Origin of the sequence: Bacillus sp. FSL L8-0358 (assembly GCF_038593095.1) — a bacterium.
GTDB lineage: Bacteria > Bacillota > Bacilli > Bacillales > Bacillaceae > Bacillus > Bacillus subtilis.
This window is the reverse complement of record NZ_CP151962.1, coordinates 1,993,242-2,008,639: the sequence shown is the minus strand read 5'-3', so window position 1 is coordinate 2,008,639 and position 15,398 is coordinate 1,993,242. Positions and strand designations below refer to the sequence as shown.

General features: G+C 46.6%; 2 protein-coding genes. Both read left to right on the top strand.

The features are described from left to right. Positions 1 to 21 precede the first annotated feature (21 nt). Entirely contained in the window at positions 22 to 7,704 is a 7,683-nt protein-coding gene (gene ppsB / locus NYE49_RS10030) for a plipastatin non-ribosomal peptide synthetase PpsB (RefSeq protein ID WP_047182692.1), read from the top strand. Between the two features lie 17 nt (positions 7,705 to 7,721). Further along, entirely contained in the window at positions 7,722 to 15,389 is a 7,668-nt protein-coding gene (gene ppsC / locus NYE49_RS10025) for a plipastatin non-ribosomal peptide synthetase PpsC (protein WP_047182691.1), read from the top strand. Positions 15,390 to 15,398: the final 9 nt, after the last annotated feature.

Below are 15,398 nucleotides of genomic sequence, written 5' to 3'. Positions count from 1 at the left end.
TTGAAAAGGTGTGTGGAATTGATGGCACAATCGGCACAAATTCAAGATATTTATCCGTTATCGCACATGCAGGAAGGAATGCTGTTTCATTCACTAATGGATTTCAGCTCGAAAGCATATATCGAACAGACCTCGTTTACGATCACAGGGAATCTATGCGTCGACTCGTTTCAAAAGAGCTTAAACCTTCTTGTTTCTAGATATGATATTTTCAGAACGATTTTCATTAAAGAAGTACCAGATCTTACAGGTCCGCAGCAGGTAGTCTTATCAAACCGGGAATTGACAGTATATAGAGAAGATATTTCTCGCAAGGCTGATCAAGAACAGCAGACGCTGATTGATGCTTTTATGACTAAGGATCGGGAAAAAGGATTTGATTTGCAAAAAGATCCTTTAATGCGTCTTGCTCTTTTTGATAGAGGAGACAGCCAATATACATGTGTCTGGACACATCACCATATCATCATGGATGGCTGGTGTCTCGGCATTATTCTTAAAGAGTTTTTCAGCATGTATGATTCGCTCAAAAATAACTCACCTGTACAGCTTGGCAGCACGGTGCCGTACAGCCGTTATATTGAATGGCTCGGAGAACAAGATCAAGAAGAGACTGCTGCCTACTGGAGCGAATATTTGAAGGAGTACGGCAATACTGCTTCTATTCCCCGGATAAAGCGCCGCATGGCAGACGGGGATTATAAAGCCGACCAGGTCAGCTTTTCATTAGCGCCGGATATGGTTGAGAAACTGACAGAGGCTGCCCAAAACTGGGGAGTGACATTAAACACGCTGTTTATGAGTATTTGGGGCGTGCTGCTCCATCGATATAATGCTGCAGATGATGCCGTTTTTGGCTCCGTCATTTCGGGACGCCCGTCAGCGATTGACGGGATTGAATCAATGGTCGGCTTGTTTATCAATACTGTTCCAGTGCGAATCCGATCTGCGGAAGGCATAACGTTTTCTTCGCTGGTCAAAGCCGTGCAGGAGGATATTTTATCATCTGAACAGCATGGGTATTATCCGCTTTATGAGATTCAAAACCATAGTCCATTGAAGCAAGGGTTGATCGATCATATTTTTGTTTTTGAAAATTACCCTGTACAGCTTCATCAGGCATTAAGCGTGGAGAGTGAAAATGACGAAGGCGCTCTGAAGCTGAGTGACATTTCAATGTCGGAACAAACCAATTACGACTTTAATATCGTTATCGTTCCGGGAGAATCATTTTATATCAAATTCAGCTACAACGCAGACGTTTACGAGCGGGAGGAGATGCTGAGGATTCAGGGGCATCTAAAGCAAGCACTAGATTGCATTTTGACAAATCCTGATGTTGCCGTCAGTGACATCAATATCGTGCCGCCGGAGGAGCAACAGATTATCCAATTGTTTAACGAAACTGAGCGTCCTTATGTGAACAAAACGATACCCCAATTGTTCGAGGAACAAGCTCACAAAACACCTGAAGCTGCTGCATTGAAAATGGGAGACGAATGCTGGACCTATCGCCAATTATATGTAAGAGCCAATCAGATTGCGCACGCCCTGATAGAAAAAGGCGTTGGATATGGAGATATCGTGGCTGTGATGATGGGCCGGTCAATGGAAATGCCTGCAGCTCTGCTTGGGATTTGGAAAGCAGGCGGCGCTTATATGCCGCTTGATCCACATTTTCCAGCAGAACGTCTTTCTTTCCTGCTGAAGGATAGTCAAGCGGCTCAATTGCTGATAGAAGAAGACCTTATTTCCTTGATCCCTCCGTCCTATGAAGGAAATACGATAACGATAGAACATACAGAAAGTTACCAAACAGAAGCTCCAAATATGCCGCCAGGTGACCTAGCCTACTTGATCTATACGTCGGGAACGACGGGGCGCCCTAAAGGGGTTTTAGTTGATCATCACGGTATTGCAAATACATTGCAATGGAGACGAGAAGAGTATGGCATGACCGAACAGGATATATCCCTCCATTTGTTTTCGTACGTGTTTGACGGTTGTGTAACGAGCTTATTTACCCCGCTTTTATCTGGTGCGTGCGTACTGCTGACAACAGATGACGAAGCGAAGGATGTGCTGGCCCTTAAGCGAAAAATAGCTCGTTATAAGGTCAGCCACATGATCATTGTTCCTTCCTTGTACCGGGTGTTATTGGAAGTGATGACTGCTGACGATGCAAAAAGTCTTCGTATTGTGACATTTGCGGGTGAAGCGGTCACGCCTGACCTGCTTGAGTTGAGTCAAATGATTTGTCCTTCTGCAGAACTGGCAAATGAATACGGGCCCACAGAAAACAGTGTGGCAACAACAATATTGCGGCATCTGAATGAAAAAGAGAGGATCACGATTGGACACCCGATCAGAAACACAAAAGTATTTGTTTTGCACGGAAATCAAATGCAGCCGATCGGCGCGGCGGGTGAACTGTGTATTTCCGGCGCGGGTCTTGCGAGAGGATACTACAAACAGCCAGAGCTGACACAGAAAGCATTCTCTGATCATCCATTCCTTGAAGGGGAGCGTTTATACCGAACAGGTGATACAGGCCGCTTTTTGCCTGATGGAACGATTGAATATATTGGACGTTTTGATGATCAAGTAAAAATTAGGGGTTACCGTATTGAACTGAGAGAGATTGAAACAGTTCTTCGACAAGCACCGGGGGTAAAGGAAGCCGCGGTACTGGCCCGTGATGTTTCTGCTGAGGAAAAGGAGCTTGTTGCTTATATCGTTCCAGAAAAGGGAAACAGCCTCCCAGATTTGTATCAGCATCTTGCCGGGACATTGCCGTCCTATATGATCCCAGCAAGTATTATCAACATCAGCCGGATGCCATTAACATCCAGCGGCAAGCTTGACAGGTTTGCGCTTCCTGAACCAGAAAACAATACGAGTGTCACATATATGGCGCCCCGAACCTTAATCGAAGCTGATCTCGCACATATTTGGGAAGATGTGCTGAATAAACAGCACATCGGCATTCGTGATGATTTCTTTCAGTTAGGCGGACAGTCCTTAAAAGCGGCCGCACTGGTATCAAGAATACATAAAAAGCTTAATGTCGAGCTGCCGCTCAGTGAGGTGTTTTCATATCCGACGGTTGAAAGCATGGCGAGCAAATTGATGAGCTTAAAAGAACACGCTTTTACACAGATTGAACCTGCGGATCAAAGAGATGTCTATCCGCTGTCTTTCTCGCAAAAACGATTATATGCTCTTCATCAGCTGGCAGATGACAGCACAGGCTACAACATGCCAGCTGTACTTGAATTACGCGGAAATCTGAATCGCCAGCGGTTGAGAAGCGTTCTCACAGAACTTGTGAATCGGCATGAAGCATTACGGACTGTTTTTGCGCTTGACAGAGACGAGCCTGTGCAGATCATTTATCCAGAGATAGCTTTTGATCTAAAAGAGCTTGAAATGGAATCAGAACAAATGCTTGAGTCTGCAATCGAGACCTTTATCAAACCGTTTGATCTATCATCCGGTCCGCTTTTTAGAGCATGTGTCATTACAATGGGCAATCACCGCGGCTTTTTGCTGCTCGATATGCACCATATTATTGCCGACGGTGTCTCGATGAGCACTCTTGTCCAAGAATTTACTGACTTATATTGCGGAAAGGAGCTGCCAGCTTTAAACCTGCATTATAAGGATTTTGCTGTTTGGCAGCAAGAGAAGTACCCGAAAGAGCTATACAAAAAACAGGAGGCCTACTGGCTCGGTCAGCTTGGCGGGAGTCTTCCTACACTAGAATTACCGCTTGATAAAACAAGGCCGCGTCTCCCTGATTTCAGCGGTGGAACAATTGAAGTCAGCATTGATAAAGACATGGCTGATGAGCTGCACCGTTTAATGGCTGAAACGGGAACAACATTGTATATGATTCTTCTGGCTGTCTATTCTATTTTGTTATCTAAGCTAAGCGGGCAAGAGGATATTGTTGTCGGTTCGCCTGCTGCCGGAAGACCGCACGCTGATCTGGAGCGCGTCATCGGGATGTTCGTCAATACATTGGCGATGCGCAGCAAGCCCGAGGGCCACAAAACGTTCAGCTCCTATTTGCAGGACATTCGCCACCTGGCTCTGACCGCTTACGAGCATCAGGATTATCCTTTTGAGGAGCTGGCAGATAAGCTCGATACAAATCGAGAGGTAAATCGCAACCCGCTGTTCGATGCGATGCTTGTGCTTCAAAGCAGTGAAGATTTCCGGTTCGAAGTGCCTGGTCTGTCGATTTCGTCTGTCACTCTTAAACATGATATTTCTAAATTCGATTTAACGTTACACGCTGAGGAGCATCCGAGTGGAATACGCTGCCGTTTTGAATACAGCACTGCTCTTTTTGAAGAAGAAACCATTACGCGGTGGGCATCCTGTTTTATTGAATTGGTCAAAGAGGTAACGGCGGATACCGAGATGAGAATTTCGGACATGCAATTGCTTCCTGCTGCAGAGCGTAGGTTGCTCCTTGAAAAAATGGGGCAGTATGCAGCTTATCCCAGAAATGAAAACATAGTAAGCTTATTTGAAAAGCAAGCCGCTCAGCATCCGGAGCATATCGCAGTGGTGTGCGGCCATTCTCAGCTTACGTATCGAGACCTGAATGAAAAAGCCGAGCGGGCAGCTGCTATGCTGATCAAACAAGGAGTCAGCACTGGGGATATCGTCGGTCTGATGCTCGATCGGTCACCTGATATGATCATTGGCATTTTATCGATTTTAAAAGCTGGAGGGGCCTATTTGCCGATTGATCCTGAATATCCTCAGGAGCGTATTAGCTTTATGCTCAATGACAGCGGAGCAAAACGGCTGCTGACAGAGCGCGGTCAAAACAAACCTGCAGACTACACCGGACATATTTTGTATATCGATGAATGTGAAAACGACTCAATTCCGGCTAATGTAAACATTCAAGAAATAGTAACGGATCAGCCCGCATACGTGATATACACATCTGGAACGACTGGCCAGCCAAAGGGCGTCATTGTCGAGCACCGCAATGTGATCAGTCTTTTAAAACATCAAAACCTGCCTTTTGAATTTAACCATGAAGACGTCTGGACGTTATTTCATTCTTATTGCTTTGATTTCTCTGTATGGGAGATGTTCGGTGCACTATTGAACGGAGGTACATTAATCGTGGTCTCTAAAGAAACAGCCCGTGACCCCCATGCATTCCGTTTATTGTTAAAAAAAGAGCGCGTCACTGTACTCAATCAGACCCCGACTGCTTTTTACGGCTTGATGCTTGAAGACCAAAATCATACAGATCATTTAAACATCCGCTACGTGATTTTTGGCGGCGAAGCCTTACAGCCCGGATTGCTTCAAAGCTGGAATGAAAAATATCCTCATACTGATTTGATTAATATGTACGGTATTACAGAAACAACGGTCCATGTAACATTCAAAAAATTGTCCGCTGCCGACATTGCAAAAAATAAAAGCAATATCGGCCGGCCTCTTTCTACTCTGCAGGCTCATGTGATGGATGCCCATATGAACCTGCAGCCGACCGGAGTTCCAGGGGAGCTGTATATAGGCGGCGAAGGTGTGGCACGGGGATATCTCAACAGAGATGAGCTGACCGCTGACCGTTTTGTATCCAATCCTTATCTTCCGGGAGACATATTATACCGAACAGGAGATCTTGCTAAGCGCCTGTCAAATGGCGAGCTGGAATACTTAGGCCGCATTGATGAGCAGGTGAAAGTCAGAGGGCACCGAATTGAGTTAGGCGAAATCCAAGCGGCACTTCTTCAGTATCCAATGATTAAAGAGGCGGCTGTCATTACCAGAGCAGACGAGCAAGGGCAAACAGCTATATATGCTTATATGGTGATAAGAGATCAACAGACTGCGAATATATCAGACATCCGGGCTTACCTAAAAAACGCCTTGCCTGACTTTATGCTGCCTGCCCGTATGATACAAATTGACAGCATCCCGGTGACTGTTAATGGAAAGCTCGATCAGAAAGCCCTGCCAGAACCTGAAAAACGCGCTTATACAGCTGATGATATCAGTCCTAGAAATGAGATTGAAACGGTGATGGCTGAAATTTGGGAGGAGCTTCTTAATGTGGATGAGTTGGGTGTAGGCGCCAATTTCTTTGAGCTTGGCGGAGACTCTATTAAAGCGCTGCAGGTTTGTGCCAGACTGAAGCAGCGCGGATTTGCAACGACAGTACGTGAGATGTTTGAATATCAGACTCTTGGTGAACTGTCCGCCCGGGTTCGAAAAGACGTACGCGCCATTGACCAAGGCCCGGTCGAAGGCGAGATTACTTGGACACCTATCCAGCAGTGGTTTTTCTCGCAATCTCTGGAAAGCCATCATTTTAACCAGTCCGTTATGATCTACCGGGCTGAACGATTTGATGAGGCTGCGCTTAGAAAAGTACTAAAAAGCCTTGTGACTCATCATGATGCACTGAGAATCGTATGCCGGCATGAAGATGGCAGGCAGGTGCAGATAAACAGAGGGATAGATCTTTCAGATGAGGAGCTATATGCACTTGAACTGTTTGATGTAAAGGATAGCCTAACAGAAGCACGGTACACGATTGAGGAAGCAGCCAGCCGGATGCAAGAACATATTCGTTTGGAAACCGGCCCCTTGCTTCACGCTGGATTGTTTAGAACCGAGAATGGTGACCATTTATTTCTGACGATTCATCACTTAGTTGTTGATGCGGTTTCCTGGCGAATTTTGTTCGAGGATTTTTCAGGTGCTTACAAACAGGCAGTCTCAGGAGAATCTATTAAAATGCCGCAAAAAACAGATTCATATTTAACGTATTCACAAAGAATAGCTGACTACTCTAAAAGCCGCCAGGTGCAACGCGAAGCAGCGTACTGGGATGAGTGCGAGAACCGTCACATCCAGCCTATTCCAAAAGATAATGACGCTGCATCTAACACATTCAAAGATACAGAAGTGATTGATTTTGAGCTATCTCGCCATCACACAGAATTACTATTAACGGCTGCACATAAAGCTTACAGCACGGAGATGAATGATATCCTTCTGACAGCTTTAGGTCTTGCTTTGCAGAAATGGACGGGAAATAACCAATTTAAAATCAGCATGGAGGGCCATGGAAGGGAATCATATTTTGAGGACATCGATATTAGCAGAACTGTTGGCTGGTTCACCTCCATTTATCCTGTGTGGCTTGATATGAGAGATTCCGATCATAAGGACAAAGAAGAGCGGCTGGGCCACCTTATTAAACAGACAAAAGATATGCTGCACCGTATACCGCATAAAGGCGCGGGCTACGGCGTGCTGAAATATATCAGCAAAAGATGGGGCTCTGAGAAAAACAGCCCAGAAATCAGCTTTAATTATTTAGGCCAGTTTGATCAGGATATTCAATCAAATGGCTTTGAGGTGTCTGACATCAAGCCAGGAAATGAGATCAGCCCGAACTGGGAGCGTCCTTATGCACTGGATATCAGCGGCGCCGTTTCTTCTGGGTGCCTGAACATGCACATCATCTATAACAGGCATCAATTTGAGGAAGAAACCATTCAAACATTTGCCAGGCATTTTAAACAGACTCTGGAAAACATCATTGACCATTGTACCGGCAAAGAAAACCGAGAGTGGAGCGCATCTGATTTCACTGATGAAGACTTAACGCTTGATGAATTGAGTGAGATTATGGGAGCCGTCAACAAACTATAGGGAGAGGAGATTCACTGATGCCGCAGCAACCTGAAATACAGGATATATACCCTTTGTCATTTATGCAGGAAGGGATGCTTTTTCACTCATTGTATGATGAACAGTCGAGAGCTTATTTTGAACAGGCTTCTTTTACGATCAATGGACAGCTTGACTTGGAGCGTTTCCAGAAAAGCATGGATGCTGTTTTTGACAGGTACGATATCTTTCGAACAGCATTCATCTATAAAAATGTAGCCAAACCTCGTCAAGTCGTGCTCAAGCAACGTCATTGCCCTGTTCATGTTGAAGATATTTCCCATCTCAATGAAAGGGATAAAGAACATTGTACCGAGGCATTCAAAGAGCAGGATAAATCCAGGGGCTTCGATCTCCAAACGGATGTACTGATGAGAATATCTATTTTAAAATGGGCGCCTGATCATTATGTCTGTATCTGGAGCCACCATCATATTTTAATGGATGGCTGGTGTTTAGGCATCGTCATTAAAGACTTTCTCCATATTTATCAAGCGCTTGGAAAAGGGCAGTTTCCTGATTTGCCTCCTGTACAGCCGTACGGGACGTATATTAAATGGCTGATGCAGCAAGAGCGTGAAGAAGCAGCTGAGTATTGGAAAAAAAGGCTTCAGCATTTCGAAAAAGCTTCGCCTCTGCCAAAAAGAACAGATCAAATGTCGGACGGGACATTACAGCAGATCACATTTACCATTCCTGAAAAAGAAACCTCCGAATTACAGAAAATCGCTGCAGCATGTGGTGCGACACTTAACACTGTTTTCCAAGCTTTATGGGGAATCATGCTCCAAAAGTTCAATCGCCGCGACGATGCTGTATTCGGATCAGTTATATCAGGCAGACCTTCTGAGCTAAAAGATGTGGAAAATATGGTCGGACTTTTTATCAATACCATTCCTATTCGAGTCCAAAGTGATTTTCTGTCTTTTTCTGACCTAGTCAGCAGAATGCAAAAAGACATGACTGAGGCAGAAGCTTATAGTTACTTTCCCTTATATGATATTCAGGCGCAGAGCGCTCTTAAACAAGAGCTGATCGATCATATTATCGTATTTGAAAATACACCTACTCAACAAGAGATTGAAGAGCTGAATCAAGCTGGATCATTTGATTTCTCCGTGAAAGATTTTGAGATGGAAGAGGTAACTAATTATAGATGCAGTGTCAAAGTGATCCCAGGGCGTACTTTGTACGTTCGGATTCATTTTCATACAGGCGCTTATCAACCAAATATGATGTCTGAAATAAAAGATTATTTACAGCACATGATCTCTGACGTCATCTCTGATCCATCTCTTCCTGTGTCAAAGATGACATTGCTAGATGAGGACAAAACACGGAAAATCGTTTCTCAAAATAACAGGACAGTATCTGTTTCACCTGAAGCCCCAACCTTGCATGGGCTGTTTGAACGACAGGCGGCAGTCACACCGGAGCGGCCGGCTATCCGCTTTTCCGGCGGTTCGCTGACATACGCTGAGCTTGACATGTACGCCAGCCGGCTGGCTGCGCACCTTACAGCACGCGGCGTCACAAACGAAAGTATCGTCGGGATCCTGTCTGAACGCTCACCTGACATGCTGATCGCTGTCCTTGCTGTCTTGAAGGCAGGAGGGGCCTATTTGCCGCTTGATCCTGCGTATCCAAAGGAGCGGCTGAGCTACATGCTGAAAGACAGCGGGGCATCACTCTTGCTGACGCAGCCGGGATGCTCCGCACCGAACTTTTCTGGAGAGACGCTTGAAGTGGACATGACATCTCTTAATCGTGAAGAAGTAAAACGTCATGTGTCTGCTTCTGTTAGCGACGGATCTCTCGCCTATGTCATCTATACATCAGGCTCTACCGGGCAGCCGAAAGGAGTGGCCGTTGAGCACCGCCAGGCTGTTTCCTTTCTGACCGGCATGCAGCACCAGTTTCCGCTTTCGGAAGATGACATTGTCATGGTGAAAACCTCTTTTTCCTTTGATGCGTCTGTGTGGCAGCTGTTTTGGTGGACACTTTCCGGCGCTTCGGCGTATCTGCTTCCACCTGGCTGGGAAAAAGACCCCGCATTGATCGTAAAAGCCACTCATCAGGAACGTATTACAACGGTTCATTTTATTCCGGCTATGCTGAACAGCTTTCTGGATCAAGCGGAAATCGAAAGGCTGCGTGACAGCACAAGCCTGAAACGTGTATTCGCCGGAGGTGAACCGCTTGCGCCGCGTACGGCAGCCCGTTTTGCTTCTGTATTGCCGCAGGTATCATTAATCCATGGTTACGGGCCGACAGAAGCAACGGTAGACGCGGCATTTTACGTATTGGATCCAGAACAGGACAGAGATCGTTTGCGGATTCCGATTGGGAAGCCCGTACCCGGTGCGCGTTTGTATGTTTTAGATCCGCATTTAGCCGTACAGCCTTCTGATGTCGCCGGCGAAATGTACATTGCCGGAGCGGGTGTTGCCAGAGGTTATTTGAATCGGCCGGCATTAACGGAGGAGCGTTTTCTTGAAGACCCGTTTTACCCGGGGGAACGCATGTACAAAACCGGGGATGTGGCGCGCTGGCTCCCTGACGGGAATATTGAATTCCTCGGGCGCACGGATGATCAGGTGAAAATCCGCGGCTACCGGATTGAGCCGGGAGAAATTGAAGCGGCATTAAGAAGCATAGAAGGTGTAAGAGAGGCGGCCGTTACCGTACGGACAGACAGCGGCGAGCCGGAATTATGCGCTTATGTAGAAGGGCTCGAAAGAAACGAAGTGCGGGCACAGCTTGAAAGACTGTTGCCGGGCTACATGGTCCCAGCCTATATGATAGAAATGGAACAGTGGCCGGTTACACCAAGCGGAAAGCTCGACCGAAACGCCCTGCCAGCTCCTGACGGAGCGGCAGATGCGGAGACCTACACGGCGCCGAGAAACGTGACTGAGATGAAGCTTTCTCAGCTGTGGGAGGACGTGCTGAAAAATGGCCCTGTCGGGATTCACGACAACTTTTTTGACCGCGGGGGACATTCCTTAAAAGCAACGGCGCTTGTCTCACGGATCGCCAAAGAATTCGATGTACAGGTGCCGCTAAAAGATGTGTTTGCCCATCCGACAGTAGAAGGACTGGCTACCGTTATCCGTGAAGGAACGGACAGTCCATATGAAGCGATTAAGCCCGCTGAAAAACAGGAAACCTATCCGGTTTCCTCTGCCCAAAAGCGGATTTATGTCCTTCAGCAGCTGGAGGACGGAGGGACAGGCTACAATATGCCGGCTGTGTTAGAGCTCGAAGGGAAGCTCAACCCTGAAAGGATGGACAGAGCTTTCAAAGAGCTGATCAAGCGCCACGAGTCGCTTCGAACCGCCTTCGAACAGGACGCAGGAGGCGATCCGGTGCAGCGCATCCATGACGAGGTGCCGTTTACGTTACAGACTACAGTTCTCGGCGCACGAACCGAAGAGGAGGCCGCAGCCGCATTTATCAAACCGTTTGATCTCAGTCAAGCGCCGCTGTTCCGTGCCCAAATCGTAAAGGTATCAGATGAGCGGCACCTGTTGCTGGTTGATATGCATCACATCATTTCAGACGGTGTTTCCGTCAACATTCTGATTCGGGAATTCGGCGAGCTGTACAATAATCGGAAGCTTCCGGCGCTGCGCATTCAATATAAAGATTATGCCGTATGGCAAGAAGGATTCAAAACAGGAGACGCGTACAAAACGCAAGAGGCGTACTGGCTGAAGCAGCTCGAGGGCGAGCTGCCTGTGCTGGATCTTCCGGCTGATCATGCCCGCCCGCCGGTGCGAAGCTTCGCGGGTGACAAGGTCTCATTTACGCTGGATCAAGAGGTTGCATCAGGCCTTCACAAGCTGGCACGAGAAAACGGAAGCACACTGTACATGGTGCTCCTTGCGGCTTACACCGCGTTCTTGTCACGCTTAAGCGGACAGGAAGATATCATCGTTGGCTCGCCAATTGCCGGCCGGCCGCACAAGGATCTTGAGCCGATACTCGGCATGTTTGTGAACACGCTAGGGCTTCGGACGCGCCCGGAGGGCGGGAAGCCGTTTGTACAGTATTTGCAGGAAGTGCGTGAGACAGCATTGGAAGCCTTTGAGCACCAGGATTACCCGTTCGAAGAACTTGTCGATAAGCTTGAATTGACACGGGATATGAGCCGGAATCCGCTGTTTGACGTAATGTTTGTTCTTCAAAACATGGATCAGGAATCGTTGGAGCTGGATGAACTTTGTCTCAAACCTGCAGCAAACAATGGGCATCAAACGTCCAAATTTGATTTAACCCTATATGCCCAGGAACAGCCCCGCGGTTTGCTGACGTTCCAAATGGAGTTTAGTACTGACTTATATAAGAAAAAAACGATAGAAAAGTGGCTTCAATACTTCATCAATATGTTACTCTCCATCATCAAAGACAACAAAGCCGCTCTCGGAACAATAAATATCCTGAATGAGGATGAGACCCATTACCTTATCCACGAGCTCAATCGTACAAAAATAGATTATCCAAGAAATGAAACCATCAGCAGACTCTTTGAAATGCAGGCTGAACAAACACCTAATGCTGTAGCTATTGTCAGCGACACCCAAGTATTCACTTACGAGGACCTGAACAGCTGGGCAAATCAAATTGCCTCAGTTCTACAGATTAAGGGCGTAGGGCCTGATAGTGTTGTAGCCTTGTTGACAGGCAGAACACCAGAACTCATTGCAGGAATGCTGGGCATTCTGAAAGCCGGGGGAGCCTATCTGCCTATTGCTTCTGATCTGCCTGTTGAACGAATAGCTTATATGCTGTCAGACAGCGGGGCGGCATTACTCCTTCAATCTGAAAAAACAGAAAAACAACTATTAGACATTGAATGTGAACAAATCATAATCGAAGATATTCAAAAGCAAGGAGAAACGAAGAACGTTGATTCTTCAGCAGGGTCACATTCACTTGCATATATCATTTATACCTCTGGATCAACCGGTAAACCAAAGGGCGTCATGATTGAGCAGCGAAGTGTAATTCGTCTTGTTAAAAACAGCAATTATATTACATTTACACCTGAAGACCGCCTTCTGATGACATCATCAATCGGTTTCGACGTTGGGTCATTTGAAATTTTCGGACCGCTGCTAAATGGTGCCGCTTTGCATCTGTCCGATCAACAAACATTTCTCGATTCCCATCAGCTTAAGAGGTACATAGAACATCAAGGAATCACAACGATTTGGCTGACATCTTCTCTATTCAATCATTTGACAGAGCAAAATGAACAAACATTTTCACAGCTGAAACATTTGATTATAGGCGGAGAAGCTTTGTCGCCGAGCCACGTCAATCGAATCAGAAATGTCTGCCCTGAAGTATCTATATGGAATGGATATGGCCCTACCGAAAATACAACTTTTTCGACATGCCTTCACATTCAAAAAACATATGAACTTTCCATTCCGATCGGGCGGCCGGTTGGTAATTCCACCGCTTATATCTTAAATCAATGGGGAGTGCTGCAGCCGGTCGGAGCTGTCGGTGAACTTTGTGTCGGCGGAGATGGCGTCGCCAGAGGATATTTGGGCCGTCCTGATTTAACGAAAGAGAAATTTGTCCCACATCCATTTGCACCTGGCGATCGACTGTATCGCACAGGTGATCTGGCGCGCTGGCTTCCTGATGGCACAATTGAATACATTGGCCGTATTGATGATCAAGTAAAAGTCAGAGGCTATCGGGTGGAGCTGGGTGAAATCGAATCAGCACTTCGTCAAATAGACGGGGTCAAAGAAGCCGCAGTGTTAGCACGTACAGCCCAGACCGGGAGCAAAGAGCTGTTTGGCTATATCAGCGTAAAAGCAGGCACGAATGCTGAACAAGTGCGTTCACTTCTCGCGCGTTCGCTGCCAAACTATATGATCCCGGCGTACATTATTGAAATGGAGACTCTTCCGCTCACATCAAACGGCAAATTGAACCGAAAACAACTTCCTGAACCAAATTTCACATCTAAACAAACGTACGCTCCACCTCGAAATGACCTTGAAGACCAACTTGTGTTGATCTGGCAGGAGGTTCTCGGCATCCAGAGGATCGGAATAGAGGATTCATTTTTTGAATTGGGCGGAGATTCAATCAAAGCGCTTCAAGTTTCTGCACGCCTTGGGCGCTATGGGCTAAGCTTGCAGGTAAGTGATTTATTCCGTCATCCAAAGATAAAGGACTTATCACCATTTATCCGTAAGTCAGAGAGAATCATAGAGCAAGGACCCGTTCAGGGAGACGTTCCTTGGACGCCTGTTCAGCAATGGTTTTTTTCACAAGATATTGAAGAAAGACACCATTTCAATCAGTCTGTCATGCTATTCCATTCTGGACGTTTGTCTGAAAACGCCCTTAGACCAGCCTTGAAAAAACTGGCGGAGCATCATGATGCGCTTCGGATGGTTTATCGCAACGATGACAGGCGATGGATTCAAATCAACCAAGGCATTCATGAGTCACAGCTATACAGCTTAAGAACCTCTGATCTTTCACAGTCAGAAAGCGGCTGGGAGACGCAAATCAAACAAGAAGTTGCAGATCTTCAGCAAAGCATCAATTTGCAGGAAGGACCATTGTTGCACGCCGCTTTGTTTAAAACACTGACCGGAGATTACTTGTTCCTTGCGATCCATCACCTTGTCGTTGATGGTGTCTCATGGCGGATTTTGCTGGAGGATTTGTCAGCCGGATATCAACAAGCTGCTGCAGGCCAGACGATCCAGCTTCCGCCTAAAACGGATTCCTACCAGGAATACGCAAGACGCATACAGGAATATGCCCAAAGCAGTAAGCTGATTCGAGAAGAGGCGTATTGGCGAAGTGTAGAAGAACAGCAAGCCGCAGAACTGCCCTATGAAATACCGCATCATGTGAACATCGACTTCAGCAAAAGGGACTCATTAAGCTTTTCACTGACTGAAGCAGACACCGCCGTCTTGCTGCAAAACGTCAATCACGCCTATGGCACAGATACACAAGATATTCTGTTAACCGCAGCATCCTTGGCGATTTGTGAATGGACAGGAGGAAGCAAGCTCCGTATCGCTATGGAAGGACACGGGAGAGAACACATTCTGCCAGAGATAGATATCAGCAGGACGGTCGGCTGGTTTACATCCATGTACCCGGCCCTCATAAGCTTTGAACATCATAGGGATGAGCTCGGAACCTCAGTAAAAACCGTTAAAGATACACTGGGCCGGATACCAAACAAAGGGGTAGGTTACGGTATGCTGAAATACCTTACACACCCTGAAAATAAAAGCATTACGTTTTCAAAAACACCTGAAATCAGCTTTAACTATTTGGGCCAGTTCAACGACATCGAAAGACAGGACACCTTCCGCCCATCAAGCCTTGGGAGCGGAAAGGATATCACTCATACATGGAAGCGTGAGCAAATCATCGAGATGAGCGCAATGGCAGCAGACAAAAAGCTCCATTTCAATCTTAGTTATCCGCCAGCCCGCTTTCATAGAAACACAATGGAGCAGCTTATTAACAGGATTGAACACTTTTTGCTGGACATTATGAAACACTGCGCCGGTCAACAGAAAGCTGAAAAGACACTGAGCGATTTCAGCAGTCAATCATTAACGGCAGAGGATCTGGACAGCATATCCAGCTTGGTGGAAGAATTGTAGAAAATCGTG

What these genes read in the sequence shown, in the direction of transcription:
- ppsC (WP_047182691.1), top strand. Translation starts at nt 7,722, where the DNA reads ATGCCGCAGCAACCTGAAATACAGGATATATACCCTTTGTCATTTATG.
- ppsB (WP_047182692.1), top strand. Translation starts at nt 22, where the DNA reads ATGGCACAATCGGCACAAATTCAAGATATTTATCCGTTATCGCACATG.